The 16241-nt window shown below is 70.6% G+C and carries 15 protein-coding genes, 1 tRNA gene and 1 pseudogene; 3 read left to right on the forward strand and 14 right to left on the reverse strand.

From position 1 onward, the window contains the following. The 5 genes from ACILRB_RS01170 to ACILRB_RS01190 all read right to left on the reverse strand — a co-directional run bounded on the left by ACILRB_RS01170 (nucleotide 1) and on the right by ACILRB_RS01190 (nucleotide 4855). Nucleotides 1–2067, reverse strand: a complete 2067-nt coding sequence (locus ACILRB_RS01170) for an FUSC family protein (protein ID WP_395664465.1) — start codon at nucleotides 2065–2067, stop codon at nucleotides 1–3. A 74-nt stretch (nucleotides 2068–2141) separates the two neighbouring features. Continuing rightward, nucleotides 2142–2357, reverse strand: a complete 216-nt coding sequence (locus ACILRB_RS01175) for a hypothetical protein (RefSeq protein WP_395664466.1) — start codon at nucleotides 2355–2357, stop codon at nucleotides 2142–2144. Between the two features lie 147 nt (nucleotides 2358–2504). Then, nucleotides 2505–3443: a LysR family transcriptional regulator gene (locus ACILRB_RS01180; RefSeq protein WP_395664467.1), complete on the reverse strand. Its 939-nt coding sequence runs from the start codon at nucleotides 3441–3443 to the stop codon at nucleotides 2505–2507. Nucleotides 3444–3681: 238 nt separating this feature from the next. Beyond that, nucleotides 3682–4638, reverse strand: a complete 957-nt coding sequence (locus ACILRB_RS01185) for an efflux RND transporter periplasmic adaptor subunit (protein WP_395664468.1) — start codon at nucleotides 4636–4638, stop codon at nucleotides 3682–3684. A gap of 16 nt (nucleotides 4639–4654) precedes the next feature. Beyond that, entirely contained in the window at nucleotides 4655–4855 is a 201-nt protein-coding gene (locus ACILRB_RS01190) for a DUF1656 domain-containing protein (protein WP_395664469.1), read from the reverse strand. Between the two features lie 380 nt (nucleotides 4856–5235). Between ACILRB_RS01190 and ACILRB_RS01195 the strand changes: the two genes are divergently transcribed. Together ACILRB_RS01195 and serA are read left to right on the forward strand one after the other, a co-directional pair. Beyond that, complete coding sequence (locus tag ACILRB_RS01195) at nucleotides 5236–6414, forward strand: phosphoserine transaminase (RefSeq protein ID WP_395664470.1); 1179 nt, start codon at nucleotides 5236–5238, stop codon at nucleotides 6412–6414. A gap of 82 nt (nucleotides 6415–6496) precedes the next feature. Beyond that, nucleotides 6497–8095 (forward strand): phosphoglycerate dehydrogenase, encoded by a 1599-nt coding sequence (gene serA, locus ACILRB_RS01200; protein WP_395664471.1) that lies wholly within the window; start codon nucleotides 6497–6499, stop codon nucleotides 8093–8095. A 4-nt stretch (nucleotides 8096–8099) separates the two neighbouring features. Here serA and serB read toward each other — a convergent pair whose 3' ends face one another. The 4 genes from serB to ACILRB_RS01220 all read right to left on the reverse strand — a co-directional run bounded on the left by serB (nucleotide 8100) and on the right by ACILRB_RS01220 (nucleotide 10964). Beyond that, nucleotides 8100–9026, reverse strand: coding sequence for a phosphoserine phosphatase SerB (gene serB / locus ACILRB_RS01205; RefSeq protein WP_395664472.1), 927 nt, complete (start codon nucleotides 9024–9026; stop codon nucleotides 8100–8102). An 82-nt stretch (nucleotides 9027–9108) separates the two neighbouring features. After that, the gene (locus ACILRB_RS01210) at nucleotides 9109–9627 is read right to left on the reverse strand and encodes a Dps family protein (protein ID WP_395664473.1); all 519 of its coding nucleotides are present in this window, start codon (nucleotides 9625–9627) and stop codon (nucleotides 9109–9111) included. A gap of 141 nt (nucleotides 9628–9768) precedes the next feature. Continuing rightward, nucleotides 9769–10326, reverse strand: a complete 558-nt coding sequence (locus tag ACILRB_RS01215) for a hypothetical protein (RefSeq protein WP_395664474.1) — start codon at nucleotides 10324–10326, stop codon at nucleotides 9769–9771. A gap of 26 nt (nucleotides 10327–10352) precedes the next feature. Beyond that, nucleotides 10353–10964, reverse strand: coding sequence for a hypothetical protein (locus ACILRB_RS01220; protein WP_395664475.1), 612 nt, complete (start codon nucleotides 10962–10964; stop codon nucleotides 10353–10355). Between the two features lie 221 nt (nucleotides 10965–11185). Between ACILRB_RS01220 and ACILRB_RS01225 the strand changes: the two genes are divergently transcribed. Continuing rightward, a complete protein-coding gene (locus tag ACILRB_RS01225; RefSeq protein ID WP_395664476.1) occupies nucleotides 11186–11443 on the forward strand; it encodes a hypothetical protein in 258 nt (85 codons plus the stop codon). Between the two features lie 41 nt (nucleotides 11444–11484). Here ACILRB_RS01225 and trmD read toward each other — a convergent pair whose 3' ends face one another. The 5 genes and pseudogenes from trmD to ACILRB_RS01250 form a co-directional block, all read right to left on the reverse strand. Then, entirely contained in the window at nucleotides 11485–12210 is a 726-nt protein-coding gene (gene trmD / locus ACILRB_RS01230; protein WP_395664477.1) for a tRNA (guanosine(37)-N1)-methyltransferase TrmD, read from the reverse strand. A 25-nt stretch (nucleotides 12211–12235) separates the two neighbouring features. Beyond that, entirely contained in the window at nucleotides 12236–12787 is a 552-nt protein-coding gene (gene rimM / locus ACILRB_RS01235; protein ID WP_395664478.1) for a ribosome maturation factor RimM, read from the reverse strand. A gap of 3 nt (nucleotides 12788–12790) precedes the next feature. Next, nucleotides 12791–14218: an aspartate aminotransferase family protein gene (locus ACILRB_RS01240; RefSeq protein ID WP_395664487.1), complete on the reverse strand. Its 1428-nt coding sequence runs from the start codon at nucleotides 14216–14218 to the stop codon at nucleotides 12791–12793. Nucleotides 14219–14552: 334 nt separating this feature from the next. Then, nucleotides 14553–14627: transfer RNA gene (locus ACILRB_RS01245), tRNA-Val, on the reverse strand. Nucleotides 14628–14724: 97 nt separating this feature from the next. Continuing rightward, nucleotides 14725–16241 (reverse strand): annotated as a pseudogene (locus tag ACILRB_RS01250) (hypothetical protein); the annotation flags it as partial.

Genomic DNA, 16241 nt, shown 5'->3' on the forward strand with positions numbered 1-16241 from the left:
TCAGGCGGCGGCCGCGACAGCGCCCGCGTCGTCGCCGTTTCGTCCGGTCGACGCGTTCGCCCGGCCGTCGGCCGCGCCGGCGAACAGGGTGCGGCGCAGGCCGATCAGCCCGACGAGGCCGGCCCTGCGCCCCTCCCCCGCCGGCTCGCCGACGAGCCGGCTCAGCGCGCGCTCGATCAGCGCGTCGATCTCAGGCCCCGGCGCGCGGCCGGCGGGCGCGCGGAAGAAGCGCGCGAGCGCCGCCAGCAGGGCGTCGAGCTCGGGCGCCGCGGCGGGCAGCGCGCGGCGGGCGACGCGCAGCTCGATGATGTTCAGCCCCACGCGCAGACCGCGCATCAGCCGCACGGCGGGCGCGTCGAGCTCGGACTCGGCGGAGGCTGCGCCGGGCGCCGCGACGCAGGACGCGGCGAGCGCGAGCCGGTCGAGCATCAGGGCCGCGAAATGGGCGCGATCGCGGCCGCCGCGCCCTTCCGCCGCCGCCGCGAGCTCGAGCCGGTTGGCCCTGACGAGGCGCTCCAGGCGCCAGGGCGCGCCGGCCGCCTCGACGAGGCCGAAGGCCAGCATGGAGGCCCAGACGCCGCCGAGCAGGGCGAGGCCGGAGTTCATCAGTTCGGCGAAATCGGCGGCGTAATTGTCGGTCAGCGCCATCAGCGTCGCCGTCCACAGCGAGAGGGCGACGCTCATGACCGCGGTCTTTGGCCGCGTCGCCATCAGGCCGAAGGCGACAAAGGCCGGCGCGAGCGCCAGAATCAGCGCCTCGAAGGTCTGGGCGCGCGGCAGGATCGCGAAGAGATAGGCGGCGGCCACGCCAAGCGCGCCGGCCGAGCCGAGCGCGAAGGCGCGCAGCGCGGGCGCAGGCTCGTCGAGCGTCGCGAAGATGCAGCAGACGACCGCCGCGCAGAGCGCCGCCGTCGCGCCATGCGGCCAGTCGGTCGCGATCCAGAACACGCAGACGCCGCCGACGCAGATGAACACGGTGGCCGCGGCGAGCAGCGCGGCGAAATGGTCGCGATGACGCATCTCGGCCGCGCCCGCCGGCGGGTTGAATGAGAGCTTCTCCTTCAGGCGCGGAGCGCCGGACTCGATCTGCTCGCGCAGCAGGCGGCAGTCGCCGCGCAGGGCGAGCAGATCCTGGAGGCGCAACAGCAGGCTGAGCTCGATCGCCGCCGGCGTCGAGGCCGAGGCGTCGACGCGGCGTTCGCGGTCGGCGACGAGGCGGGCGAGCCGCGCCTTTTCGTCGGCGCTCGCGTCCTCGCCCGCGGCGAAGCGCTCGCCAAGCGCGCGCGCGAGCGCCAGCGTCTCCTGCGCGGCCTCGCCGGCGAGGCCGCGCACGCGGTCGGCGACGGCGACGATGACGGGCGTCAGCAAAAGAAGCCGGAGCCGCAGGAGGCGCGTCGCGCGGGCCGCATGACTCTGGATCGAGGCGTCAAAGGCGAGATGGACGGAAAGCTGGTCGAGCTGCGCGGCGTCGGCTGCGAGGCGCAGGCGCAGGGCGTGGGAGTTCTCGACGCCGGCAAGCGCCTCCGCGGCCCACAGGTCGGCGTCCTTCAGGGACGAGGCGAGCCGCTCGGCGAGGAGCGGCGCGACATGCTGGGGAAAGACCAGCGACGAAAACAGGCTGGCGCAGACAAGGCCGACGAAAATTTCCTCGACCCTCGCGACGGCGACGTCGAAAATCGCGCCGGGCGCGTCGACGCTCGGAAAGCCGACGATCGCTGCGGTGTAGCCCGCGAGCATGAACATGTAGGAGCGCGGCGTGCGGTCGAGCACGGCGAGATAGAGGCACCCGGCGATCCACAGCGCCACCGCGAAGCTCATGAGCTCCGGCGCATTGACGAGATTGGGGACGATGGCGACGCCGGCGGCCGCGCCGAGCAGGGTGCCGAAGGCGCGGTAGAACGCCTTGGAGCGCGTCGCCCCCGAAAGCGGCTGCGAGCAGATGTAGACGGTCGCCACCGCCCAGTAAGGGCGCTCGAGCTGCAGCGCGAAGCAGATGTAGAGCGCCGCCGCGGCGGCGGCGAAGGTCTTCAGCGAAAAGGCCCAGTCGCGCAGGCTGTAGGGACCCATGACCGGCGTCCTTGCGGCCGGCCGCAAGAGGCGCGGCCGGCGTCGTGAGTTCAGATCATGCGCACGGCGCGCGCTCAGGAGCGGCGCGCGTCCTCGCACTGCGCGGAGGCGTAGTCTTCGGCATAGTAATTATCGGGCTTGTCGAGGCTGCGCCAATCCTGCAGATGGCGCACCTGCTCCTGGAAGGTCGGCACGAAGCAGACGCGCGAAGGCCGCGGGGCGCCGGCGAGGGCCGCCCCGGCGCTGGTCAGGACGGCGACGACGGCGAGAGAAAGATAAAGCGTTTTCATCGGACTTGCTCCTTTGCGTCAGGTTCTGGCGTTAAGGAGCAGGTAGTCGCTGCAAGGCTTGCGAACAAGCAGGCCGCGTCGCAATTCATAATATGACGTACGACTATAATGTCGTACCCCAGAACGTGCAGGCGGCGCGCGGCGCGCTCAGGCCACGGCGCGCGGCGAGTCCGGCGTGGACGACGCCTGCGCCAGCCGCCGCGAGGAGCCGCCGAGAAAGTCGACGAACATGCGGATCTTGGGATCGCTCGTCGCATGGCGCGAGAACAGGAGCGAGGCGTGCAGATCCTCGCCGCTGCGCCATTCGGGCAGCGCCACCTTGAGGCTGCCGTCGTCGAGATGCGGGCGCACGTAGAGCTCGGCCAGAATGGCGAAGCCCTCCCCGTTCAGCGCGTGGTTGAGCGCGACGGAAGGTTCGTTCGAGGCGATGCGCGGCGTCAGCGCGACGCGCTTCTCGACGGTCCCGTCGGTGAAGACATGAATCTGCGGCCCGCCGGACGTCTCGATCATCGAGGCGAGGAATGCGTGGCCCGCAAGATCCTCGATCGATTCGATCGGCGGATGCGCCTCGAGATAGTCGGGCGAGGCGACCACGCGACGCCGCCCGTCGAGAAGATGACGCACGACATAAGCTGAATCTTTCAGCGCGCCGATGCGCAGCGCGACGTCGAAGCCGTGCTCGATCAGGTCGAGATGCTCGTTGTTGAGCGTGAGCTGGATCTGCACGTCGGGACAGAGCTTCTGAAAGTCGGACAGCATGCGGTCGATGATCAGCCCGCCGAGCGCATAGGGCGCGAGCACGCGCAGGATTCCCGAAGGCTTGGCGAGATGGGTCTTGGCGGCGAGCTCCGCCTCCTCGATGAGCAGCAGCCCTTCCGCCGCGCGTTCATACACGGCGCGGCCGGCGTCGGTGACGATGAGCCGGCGCGTCGTGCGGCGCAAAAGCTCGACGCCAAGGCGGCTTTCGAGATCCTGAACCTTGCGGCTCGCCGTCGCCGGCGGAATGCCGAGCTGCCGCGCGGCGGCGATGAAGCTGCCGCGCTCAACGACGCGGACGAAGGTGATGAGATCGTCGAGCTTCTGCATGGGACTTGCGTTCGCCTGAAAGGGGCCGTCCTGCCTGAAGTCGCGGATCCTCGGCCTCAACCGTCTCGGACTCCCGAGACGGACGGAGCGTCAAATCGCGTCGGCGCCTTGAATGCGGCCCGGATTGTCATGTCGTCTTCACAATATAAATGAAAGACGCGATTTTGCGAAAAGGCAGCTTTGTCTGCGCGGCGCGGCGGCGCGTGAGCCCGCGACGGGCGTCGGCTCGACCGGGCGCCTAGAGCGTCCGGCCGAGCCCCAGCACGCGCAGCGCGTCGCGCCATGAAGACGGCGGACCGGCGGGCCGCGCCGTCCGGTTCGCCGAGGTCTTCTCGTCGATCGAGACGGTCGCGGTGCGGCCCGGGACGAGGCGGATCGCCGCCGGCGTCGCGTCGAGCGTGACCCGCACCGGCACGCGCTGGGCGAGACGCACCCAGGCGAAGGTCGGGTTGACGTTGGCGACGAGAGATTCGCCCGCGCGCCGCTCCCTGTCGTCGATCGCCGCGGCGACGCTCTCGACCCGGCCGGTGAGCGCCTTGTCCTCGCCCATCAACCTGATTTCGGCGCGGTCGCCCACATGGATGCGCGGCAGCTTGGTCTCCTCGAAATAGCCTTCGACGCGCAGGCTGTCGGCGTCGACGAGGGCGAACACGCCCTTGCCGGCGGAGACATAGGCGCCGGGGCGCAGGTCGAGATTCGTCACCGCGCCATTGACCGAGGCGCGCACCTCGCTGCGCTCGAGATTGAGCTTGGCGAGGTCGAGCTGCGCCTTCGCCTCGCCAAGCGCCGACTCGGCGCGCAGCTTGGCCGAAAGCGCCTGCTCGTATTTCTGCCGCGACACGACGCGGTCGCTGAGCTGGCTGTAGCGCGTGAGGTCGTCGGCCGCCTCGTCGAAGGCGGCCGCGCGGCCCTCGAGCGCGGCTTCGGCCTGCCGGACGGCGAGTTCGAAGCGGTCGCGGTCGATGCGAAACAGCGGCTGCCCCTTCGTCACGACCTCATTGTCGTGCACGAACACGTCGGTCACGAGGCCCGAGACGTCGGGCGCCACCGCCACGATGTCCGCCTTGACGCGGCCGTCCCGCGTCCAGGGGGCGTCGACATAATAGGCCCAGAGCTGCGCGCCAAAAATCAGCGCGACGACGAGCACGCCGCCGGTGAGGGCGACGCGGCCAAGCCATGAAAGGAAGGGGCGCATGATCTTGCTCCCGTTCTCAGGCCGCCTGCGGCAGGGTCAGGCAGCCAAGAAGCGCCAGAAACACGCCGAGGTCGAACAGCGTCGGGCGCCACAGCCGCCGATGCGCGCCGCTCAGCGCGAAAAGCCGGCGCAGCAGGGCCGTGAGCGCGAGCGCGCAGGCGGCCCAAAGCAGAAGGGAGGGGACGAACACCCCATATATGTCGATTTCCTGAGTCATCGCCCGCAAGCTCCGGGGCGCGCGAAAGCGCCGCGCTCTGGTGAAGACGCGGCGCAGGGCGCCTCTTGTTCGAGAGTTGGGCGCGGACGTCGCCGCGCCGTTGGGTTTAAAATGACCGCTCCGCCGCGCTTGCGCCATCGCCGCTCGCGCCAACACACCGTTTCACCGGCGTCGATAATTCATGTTCGGTTAAGGCTGCGCCGTCGTCCGCGCGGCCCGCCTTGACCCTTGGGCGAAGCTGGACTATTCGCCCTTCAAATCATACGATAGAAATATCCTATCTATCTCGTCCTCTTCGGTCCGCTCTCAGCGTCCGGCGCCGCCGCGCCCCGGACAGAGCTTCGGCGTCGGACCCGACAAGTCAAGGAAAGCGGCGTCTCATGGCCATCGACACAGCGCAACCGCCCTCCGTCCGACCGGAGCGCCCGCATTTCTCGTCCGGCCCCTGCGCCAAGCGGCCGGGCTGGCGCAGCGCCAGGCTCGACGACGCGCTTCTTGGCCGCTCGCATCGCTCGAGCGAGGGCAAGGCGCGGCTGAAGGCGGCCATCGCCCTGACGCGCGAAATTCTCGAAATTCCGGCCGACTATCGCATTGGAATCGTGCCGGGCTCCGACACCGGCGCCTTCGAGATGGCCATGTGGGGCCTGCTCGGCCCGCGCGCCGTCGAGGTGCTCGCCTGGGAGTCCTTTGGCGAAGGCTGGGCGACCGACGCCGTCAAGCAGCTCAAGCTCGACGCGCGCGTGCTCAAGGCGCCCTATGGCGAAATTCCCGACCTTTCGGCCGTCGATTTCGGCCGCGACGTGGTTTTCGCCTGGAACGGCACGACGTCTGGCGCGCGCGCGCCAGACGCCGGCTGGATCCCTGCGGACCGCGCCGGGCTCACCTTGTGCGACGCGACCTCGGCCGCCTTCGCCCAGAAACTCGACTGGTCGAAGCTCGACGTCGTCACCTTCTCCTGGCAGAAGGCGCTCGGCGGCGAGGCGGCCCATGGCGTGATCGTGCTGTCGCCGCGCGCGGTCGAACGGCTCCTGACCCATGTTCCCGCCTGGCCGGTGCCGAAACTGTTCCGGCTGACGAGCGGCGGCAAGCTGATCGAAGGCGTGTTCGAGGGCGAAACCATCAACACCCCCTCCATGCTCTGCGTCGAGGACTATATCGACGCGCTCGAATGGGGGAAATCGGTCGGCGGGCTCGACGGCCTCGTCGCCCGCGCCGACGCCAACGCCAAGGCGCTCGGCGACTGGGTCGAACGGACGGCGTGGGTCGATTTCCTCGCGGCCGATCCGCGCCTGCGCTCGAACACCAGCGTCTGCCTCAAAATCGTCGATTCCGCCGTCGCCGCGCTCGCGCCCAGGGACCAGGCGGCGTTCGTCAAGGCCATGACCGGCCTGCTCGAAAAGGAGGGCGCGGCCTATGACGTCGGCGCCTATCGCGACGCCCCGCCCGGCCTGCGCGTCTGGTGCGGCGCGACGGTCGAGACGCGCGACGTCGAGATCTTGACGCAATGGCTCGACTACGCCTTCGCCTGCGCCAGGGCGCGGGCGACGGTCGCGGCCTGAGCCGCGCAGGCCTTATCCTTTTCTTTCCTTTTTGACGCCGGCGGCGGCAAGGCCGCGGCGTCCGCCGTCATTGGAGCCGACCATGCCCCGCCGCGTCCTGATTTCAGATGCGCTTTCGCCCGCCGCCGTCGCCATTTTCAAGGATCGCGGCGTCGTCGTCGAATTCCAGCCGACGCTCGGCAAGGACAGGGAGAAGCTCGCCGCGGTCATCGGCGAGTTCCACGGCCTCGCCATCCGCTCCGAAACCAAGGTCACCGCCGACATCCTCGCCCGCGCGCAGAATCTCAAGGTGATCGGGCGCGCCGGCATCGGCGTCGACAATGTCGACGTTCCGGCGGCGACGGCGAAAGGCGTGATCGTGATGAACACGCCGTTCGGCAACTCCATCACCACGGCCGAGCACGCCATCGCCATGATGTTCGCGACGGCGCGGCAGGTCCCGGCGGCCGACGCCTCGACCCAGGCCGGCAAATGGGAAAAGAGCCGCTTCATGGGCGTCGAGATCACCGGCAAGGTGCTGGGCGTGATCGGCTGCGGCAACATCGGCGCGATCGTGGCGAGCCGGGCGATCGGCCTGCACATGCATGTGATCGCCTTCGATCCCTTCCTGTCGCCCGAGCGCGCCGCCGACCTCGGCGTCGAGAAGGTGGAGCTCGCCGACCTTCTGACCCGCGCCGACTTCATCACCCTGCACACGCCGCTCAACGCGCAGACCAAGAACATTCTCTCGGCCGAGGCGCTGGCGCGGACCAAGAAGGGGGTTCGCATCATAAACTGCGCGCGCGGCGGGCTTGTGGACGAAGCCGCGCTGCGCGTCCTGCTCGACGCCGGCCATGTCGCGGGCGCGGGCTTCGACGTGTTCTCGGTCGAGCCGGCGAAGGAGAACGTCCTGTTCGGCGCGCCCAACATGGTCTGCACGCCGCATCTTGGCGCCTCGACCGCCGAGGCGCAGGAGAACGTCGCGCTGCAGATCGCCGAGCAGATGGCCGATTACCTGACCCGCGGCGCGATTTCCAACGCCATCAACTTTCCCTCGATCGCCGCCGAGGAGGCGCCCAGGATCAAGCCCTTCGTCGCGCTCGCCGAAGTGCTTGGCGGCTTCATCGGCCAGAGCGTCGACAGCGGCGTCAGGAAGGCCGCCATCGTCTATGAGGGCGACGTCGGCGCGCTCAAGACGAAGGCGCTCACCGCCTCGGCCGTGGCCGGGCTGCTGCGGCCGATGCTCGCCGACGTCAGCGTCGTCGCCGCGCCCACGGTCGCCAAGGAGCGCGGAATCGTGATCGACGAGGTCGCGCGCGCGGGCGACGGCGATTATGAATCGCTCGTGACCCTGACGGTGGAGACGCAGACGCAGACGCGCAGCGTCTCGGGCACGGTGTTCCACGACGGCAGGCCGCGCATCGTCTCGGTCGACGGCGTCAGCGTCGACGCCCTCGCCGCGCCGCTCATGCTCTATGTGGTGAACGAGGACAAGCCGGGCTTCATCGGCAAGCTGACGAGCGTCGTCGGGGCTGCGGGCGTCAATATCGCGACCTTCGCGCTCGGCCGCGACCGCGCCGGCGGCACCGCCGTCTCGCTCATCGCCATCGACGCGCCGCTGCCCGAGCCGACGCTCGCGCTCGCCGGGGCGCTGACCGGCGTCAAGGAGCTCAGGGCGCTGAGCTTCCCGACGCAGGCCTGAGCGCTCAATCCTCCAAAAACTCCTCGCGCGCATAGCCCTGCGCGTAAAGGAGCGCGGTGAGGTCGCCGTGGTCGACGCGCGCGCCGGCCTCGGCCGCGACCCTCGGCTTGCCATGGAAGGCGACGCCGAGCCCGGCGGCCTTCAGCATCGGCAGGTCGTTGGCGCCGTCGCCGACGGCGAGCGTTTCGTCCCGCGCGAGGCCAAGCTCGGCGCGCAGCCGCTCCAGCGTCTCGAGCTTGCCGCCCGCTCCGAAAATCGGCTCGGCGACGGTTCCGGCGAAGCGCCCGTCTTCGTCGAGTTCCAGCCGGTTCGCGTAATCGGCGTCGAAGCCGAGCTTCGCCGCGATCACGCTCGTGAAGGCCGTGAAGCCGCCCGAGGCGAGAACGGCCCGCGCCCCGTGGCGGCGCATGGTCATGACGAGCGCCCTGCCGCCCGGCGTCGGCCGGATCGCTTTGGCGATCACCGCGCCCGCCGTCTCGCCGGGCAGGCCCCTGAGCAGGGCGACGCGTTCGCGCAGCGCGTCCTCGAACGGAATTTCGCCGCGCATGGCGCGTTCGGTGATGGCCGCCACATGGTCCTTGAGGCCGACCTCGGCGGCGAGCTCGTCGACGCATTCCTGGCCGATCATGGTCGAATCCATGTCGGCCACGAACAGCTTCTTGCGCCGCCCGGCCGCGTTCTGGACGATCACGTCGACCGGCGCGCCGTCGAGCGCCCCGCGTAGCCGCATCTCGGCCTCGGCCGGCGCCGGCCCTGCGGGAATGAGGAGATCGAGCGCGACGCCTTCGGCGAGCCAGCGCGCCCGCGCGGCCGCGACCGCCGCCGTGGCGGCGCGCGCGAGCGCGGGCGTCAGGGCGGGGGCGGACGGAGCGCAGACGAGCGTCGCGGCGAGAAGATTCGGCGAGGCGGAAAGATCCTGGGACGAGGCCATGGCCTCTCCTAGCAGCCCGCCGCGGCGGCGTCGCCCCGGCGCGGCTAGCCGTTAAGGCGCAGCCGACGCCGGAGGCTGACTTTTACTGCGTGTTGCGCGTCGCCTCGAACAGGAACCAGACGCGCCGTTCGGCTTCGTCGATCCAGTTCTCGATCAGGCTCGCCGTCGCGACGTCGTTCTTTTCGTCGCAGAGCTCATGCAGCTCGCGCAGCGAGGCGGTGAGCTGCTTGTTGTCGTCGCGCAGCTCGGCCAGCATGTCGGTCGGGGTCACATAGGGCGCGTCATTGTCGAGAAGGCGCTGGATGCGGCTGATCTCGCCGATCGAGCGCAGCGTCGTGCCGCCGATCTTGCGCACGCGCTCGGCGATCGGGTCGGTGGCGGCGAAGATCTCGGTCGCCTGGTCGTCGAGCAGCAGGTGGTAGTCGCGGAAATGCGGCCCCGAAACATGCCAGTGGAAGTTCTTCGTCTTGACGTAGAGCGCGAACATGTCGGCGAGCAGCGTCGTCAGCGCGGCGGCGATGTCTTTGGTCGCGTCCGCCTTGAGGTCGGTCGGCGTTTCGAGGGGCGCGATCGCGCGCTCCTTGGCGGTCTTGGCGGTCATGGGCCTTGGCCTTCTGGCTGGGGATGCGGCCGGCGGCGCGGCCGGCCGCCACGGACGCGCGGGGCGCGCGCCGCTTTGGCGTCCATTCAACGACGCGGCCGCGGACGCGGTTCCAGACGCCCCGGCGTCGGATCGTCGCAATCAGGCGCGGCGCGCGGCGCCTTTGTCGCGCCGCCGCAGAAGGAACAGGCCGCCGATGGCGATCACGGCGACGGCGACGAGCAGAAGGAAGAAGGCCGACTGGTCGATCCAGGCGACGCCCGGCACGCAAAGCGCCATGACGAGCCCGTTGAGACAGAGCCGCCAGGAGCCCGTGTGCACGCCCGCGATGAAGACGCCGAGCCCGAGCAGCAGCAAAATGACGAGGCTCGTGAAGTCGTCGTCGGCGATGGCCCGCACGCTCGGCAGCAGCACGAGGTTCATGGCGATGAGAAAGGCGCTCCAGTGCAGCGCCTGCGTCCACACGAGCCGCCAGCGCGCCGCGGCGTCAGGCTCGCGCGCCCAGCTCGACGCCACGCAGACGACGCCCGTGACGACGGCGACGAACTCCCAGTAGCCGATCAGCGGGCGACGGGCCATGCTCATATAGCCGACGCCGAGCAGCGTCAGGGCCAGAATGCCGAGGAACGGGGCCTCGCCCAGCCAGGCCGCCAGACGCGACGGCTTTTCGTCTTCTTCAAAATCCATCACTTTGCTCATCTTCGCCTCCCTGGCCCGGACGCAGGTCACAAAGCCGCGTCGTCGCGCCCGGCCGTCGCGGCGCGCCCGCGCGCCCGGCTGTGCCAGTGATAGACCACGCCGACGCCGGCGCCGGCGAGCAGCAGCCCGAGCACCACCGCGATCGCCGACTGCTGCAGCCAGGCGATGCCCGGCACGGCGAGCGCCATCACGACGCCGATGAAGGCGATCTGCCACGACATGATGCTGATCGCCGCCGTCACCGTGCCGAGCGCCAGCAGCAGCAGGACGGTGAGGCCCGTGGCCTCAGGGTTCAGGAGCCGCTGCACGCCGGGCAGCAGCGCGAGATTCATGGCGATCAGAAAGGAGATCCAGTGCAGCGCCTGAGACACGACGAGCCGCAGGCGCTCGCGCCGGTCGTCGAGTTCCGACCATCCGGTCGCGATGACCGCGACGCAGACGACGATGGCCATCAGCTCCCAGTAGCCGACGAGATTGGCGCGCGAGACCGCCGTATAGGCGACGCCGGCCAGCATCATCGCCAGCACGACGAGATAGGGCAGTTCGCGCATCCAGAAGCTTTGCTTCGCGTCAGGCTCGACGCGATGGGCGGGAGTCAGAATGTCCTTGGCTTTGATCGCCTCGGCGGCGTCGCTCATGACAGATCCATGGGCTTTGAGGAGACAGGCGGAGCCAGGCGCCGGTCTGCGCCGCGGCCGGGCCAAGCAATAGCCCCAAACGCCGCCGATTCCTAGAAAGCCCGCGCCTCCTCCTCAGGAACCCGCCTCCCCGGCCAGAGTTTGCGGGCCAGTCCGCGGCGTGCGCCGCACGTCTTCACAAAGGCGAGACGCTCCCGCCGCGTCCGCCCGAGGAGAGAACCATGGCCAAGATCGCCCTGATCGCCTTTTTGCCGACGTCGGCCGTCCTGTTCGGCCTCATGTCGCTGTTCGTCGCGATGAACCCGCAGGCCACGCATAATTTCGACTGGGCCTTCGGGCTCTACATGACGATCGCGCTGGCGAGCATGATTCTCGCCGCGCCGGTCTCATGGCTCGTCGCCCGCCGCATGATGACCCGCCGCGACAAGCGGATCGTCGACGCGCAGGCCGCGCGCCCGACCGGCGCGCCCGGAGCATAGGTCCGGGGGCGGTCGCCCGCACGCCGCTGGAACGAAACGCCCTAGCCGCGCGGGCGCTGAGGAGGGCTCCCGGGCGACGCGCCGGCGCGATCCTCGACAAGGTCGGGACGGCGCTCGCGCGTCAGGCGCAGCGCCTCGGCGTCGCGCCAGGCCCTGACCCTCGCATGGTCGCCCGAGAGCAGCACGGGCGGAATGGCCCGGCCCTCCCATTCGCGCGGGCGCGTGTAATGCGGATATTCGAGCAGGCCGGTCTCGAAGCTCTCGTCGCCGCCCGATTCGGCCTTGCCCATCACGCCGGGCAGAAGCCGCACGCAGGCGTCGAGCAGCGTCATGGCGGCGATCTCCCCGCCCGAAAGAATGTAGTCGCCGATCGAAATCTCGGTCAGGCCGCGACCTTCGATCACGCGCTCGTCGACGCCTTCGAAGCGGCCGCAGACCAGCACCACGCCCGCGCCCGCGGCGAGATCGCGCGCGAGCGCCTGCGTCAGCCGCGCGCCGCGCGGGCTCATCAAAAAGCGCGGACGGGCGTCCGATCGGGGCGCGACGGCGTCGAGCGCGGCGGCGAGCACGTCGGCCCGCAGCACCATGCCCGGCCCCCCGCCGGCCGGCGCGTCGTCGACCGCGCGGTGGCGCCCGAGCCCATGCTCGCGGATGTCATGCGTCTCGATCGAGAACACGCCGCGCGCGAGCGCGTCGCCCGCGAGCGACAGCCCGAGCGGTCCGGGGAACATGCCGGGAAACAGGGTGAGCACGCTGGCGCGCCACATGGACTGGCCTCTGGGGGACTGGCGCCTATTCGCCGTCGTCTTCGCGCGCCTCGATCTCGCGCGGCGGCGCGACGACGACGCGGCGCGCGGAGAAATCGATCGTCGGCACGACGGTTCGGGTGAACGGGAACAGCAGGGTCTCGCCGCCGCAGGCGGGCGCGATCTCGAGAATCGCGCCGGCGCCATGGTCGAGCACGTCCTTCACCGCGCCGAGCGGCGCGCCCTCAAGGTCGACCGCTTCGAGGCCGATGAGGTCGGCGACGTAAAACTCATCCGCGTCAGGGGCCGGCAGCTTTTCACGCGGGGCGTAGAGGTCGAGATTGGTCAGCGCCTCCGCCGCCGTGCGGTCGGCGACGCCCTCTATTTTAACGACAAAGGCGTCGTCCTTCATGCGGCGCGACGCCAGAAGCCTGAATTCGCGCCGGCCGGCCGCGTCGTAAAGCGGGGCGTAGGACAGGGCCGCCGCCTTCTGCTGCGTGAAGCTGATAAGGCGGATCTCGCCCCTCACGCCATGCGCCGCGCCGAAGCGCGCGACGAGAATCAGCCGCCCGCCCGGCGACGCGCCCTGCTCCGGCATGAGCTACTTTCCGGCGCGCGCCCTGAGGGCGTGGTCGGCGAGCGTCTTGCCGAGCGACCACACCGCGCCCGGCACGCGATGGGCGTCGGCGATCACGTCCTCGAAGGCCTGCTCGATCCAGTCGCAGTCGGAATCGTCCATGACGAGGGTCGGCAGCAGCTTGATCACATGGCTGCCGTGGCCCGCGACCTGGACGAGGATCTTGTGCCGGTCGAACAGCGGCACGGTGACAAGCTGGCAGAACAGGCCCGGGTTGACCGCCTCGACGACGCCCCAGGCGGCTTTCAGCTTGAGCGACTGCGGGCTGCCGAATTCGACGCCGATCATCAGCCCCTTGCCGCGCGCCGTCTTGACGAGCTCATGGCGGCGCGCCATGTCCTCGAAGGCGGCGAGCAGGCGCGCGCCCTGCCGCTCGGCCCGCGCCACCAGCCCCTCGGACTCGATGATCTCGAGCGCCGCGAGCCCCGCCGCCATGGCGAGCTCGTTCTTGGCGAAGGTCGAGCCGTGCACCACGGCGCGGTCCATGCGGCTGAACACTTTCTGGAAGATCGCCTTCGTCGTCAAAAGCGCGCCGACGGGGACCTGTCCGCCCGAAAGCCCTTTGGCGATCAGCACCATGTCCGGCTCGACGCCCCAATGCTCCACGGCGAGGAAGCGGCCGGTGCGCCCGAGCCCGGTCTGGATCTCGTCGGCGACGAAGAGCGCGCCATGGCGGCGGCAGAGCGCGGCGGCGTCGCGCAGATACCAGTCGTCGGGCATGTTGACGCCCTTGCCCTGGATCGGCTCGACGATGAAGGCCGCGACGTCGCCCGCGGAAAGCGCCTGCTCGAGCGCGGCGAGATCGTTGAAGGGAACCTCGTCGCAGTCGGGCAGCAGCGGGCCGAAGCCGTCCCTGAACACGGCGTCGCCGTTGAGCGAGAGGGCGCCATAGGACAGCCCGTGGAAGGCGTGGCCGCAATGGACGATTCTGGAGCGTCCCGTCGCCCGCCGCGCGAATTTCATCGCCGCCTCGACCGTCTCCGTGCCGGAATTGGCGAAGAAGACCTTGTCGAGCCAGGGAACGAAGCCGAGCAGGCGCTCGGCGAGCAGGCCCGACAGGACCGAGACGTCCATCTGCACGAGATTGGGCAGCTTCGCGTCGAGCGCCGCCACGATCGCCTCGCGCACCAGCGGATGGTTGCGCCCGACGGCGAACACGCCCCAGCCGCTCAGAAGATCGAGATAGCGCGCGCCGCCGCGGTCCCAGAGATACTGCCCCTCGCCGCGCGTGAAGCCGACGTCGGTGCCGATCGTCTGAAAGACGCGCACCATCATCTCGTTGAGATGAGCCGCATGCAGGGCGTAGCGCTCGCCTTCGCGGGCCGCGACGGCCGCGGCGATGTCGAAGACGCGCTCTTCTTCTGCGGCCCCACTTTCCGAAATGGCTTTCATCGTCACGATCGACAACTCCGAACGCCGCGGGACGCGCCGTTTGAAAAGGGCGCGGACGCGCCAGTTAACCCATTTTGGGCGAAAGGTGCAGACCCATGCGACGAGAAACCACGGTGCGGACGGCCTCTCCCCATCGCCACGCGCCAGTGAAACGCCGAACGTTCAAGAGCTTGCGTCGGTCGTTCGGCGCTTCCGCCTTCGGGATTCTGGCCGCCGGGCCGCGGCCCTCGCCGGCGGCCGGACGTTCCGGGGCCACATGCCGTCAGAGTGACGAAACCGGTTTCCCCAGGAAGGCGGCGACAGGGAGGACAAAGCCTCCCCGCGACGGCTGGAATGGTGGGCGCGACAGGGATCGAACCTGTGACCCCTACGATGTCAACGTAGTGCTCTCCCGCTGAGCTACGCGCCCATGGCCTTGCGGCCGGCGGGTCAGGGTATATCGGCTCGTTTGCGGCCATGCAACCCGCCGTTTCGTCATTTTTTCGCACCGGCCGCGCGGACCTTCGCTAGAATCCGACGCCGATCGGCGAGGTCGAGCCCGGACGCCGCGCGGTCGACTGGGCCTGCGGCTGGGCGGGCGGCGCGGCGCGCTCGGGCCGCGCCACGCGGGCCGGCTTTTCGGGCGCGGGGCGGGCCGCCCTTTCGCGGGCGGGCTTTGGCTGCGTCCTCGGCTCGGGCCGCGCGCGCGGCTCCTCCTCGGCGGGCAGGCGGGCAAGGTCCTTCTTCGAGGCGGGCTTTTTCTTCTCGACGACGGCCGGCGCCCCGCAGACGCCGCCGCCCTCCTCCCTGAGACGGCCGACCAGCGCGTCGTCGACCGTCAGCGCGCCGGAGGGCTCCCCGCCGCGCGCCGCGAAATAGCGCGCGAACGCCTCTTTCGTCCGGCGGTCGAGCGCGCCCGTCGCCGGCGTCGACAGACAGCCGACGCGGCGCAACTCGCCCTGCGCCGCGCTGATCTGCGCCTTGTCATTGACGACCGGCAGCGCTTCGAGCGCGGCCGCCGCCTCGGGCGCGAGCCGCGCGCAGGCGAGGCCGCGCTTCATCGCCAGGAGTTTTTCACGCGCGGCGGGGCCTTCCGCCCTAAGCGCGTCGAGTTCGACGTCCTCGCGGCGGCAGATCTCCTCCGCGCGCGCCGCCTCGGCCTCAAGCGCCGCGAGCTTCGCACCGGCCTGCGCCCTGACGCTCGCGCAGGCGCCGCTTTCGGAAAAGCCGCGCAGCCCATCGGCGTCGTCGCCCCTGAGCGCGGCGAGCGCCGCCTCGGCCTCGGCGCATCGCGCTTTGAGCGCGGCGATCCGGCTCGCGGCCGAGACCGCGACGGCGGGGCATTCGACGCTTTTGCCAAAGGCTTCGAGCGCGGCGTCGTCGGCGTCGCCGAGCGCGCCAAGCCGCGCCGCGTCGCGCCGGCAGAGCTCGGCGAGGCGAGTTTCCTCGCGCCGCGCGTCGGCGAGACGCCGCCCCGCCTGCGCCTTCGCCGCCGGGCAGGCCGCGCCCTGTTCAAAGGCGGCGAGGCCCTTCGCGTCGGCCGGCCCCAGCGCCTCGAGCGCCGCGCTCTCGCGCGCGCAAAGGGCTTCGGCCTCCTGCGCGACGCGCCGCCTCGCGGCGGCGATCTCCTGCAGGCTCCGGTCGATGGCGGCGAGCGTCGCCGGGCAACGCGCCGTCGCGCGCAGCTTTCCGAGGCCGTCCGGGTCGCCTTTGGCCACGAGCGGGGCGAGCGCCTGATCCTCGGCGCGGCAGAGCGCCGCTTCTTCGGCCTGCGCCGTCTCGGCGGCGGCGAGCCGCGCCTGCGCCGTCTGCGTCGCGGCGGCGCAGGGCGTCCTGCCGAGGAACGCCTTCAGGGCCTCGACGTCGCCCTCGGGGATCGCGGCGAGCCTCGCGCCGTCGCGGTCGCAGGCGGCGAGCCGGGCGCGCTCGACCCCGGCGGCGACGTCGCCGAGCGCGGAGGCGACCGCCGCCGCCGTCGCCGGGCATTGCGCTCTGGCGCGCAGGGCGTCGAGCGCCGGGGCGTCGGCGCGCGCCGCGAGGCGCC

This window comes from Methylocella sp., assembly GCF_044226135.1.
GTDB lineage: Bacteria > Pseudomonadota > Alphaproteobacteria > Rhizobiales > Beijerinckiaceae > Methylocapsa.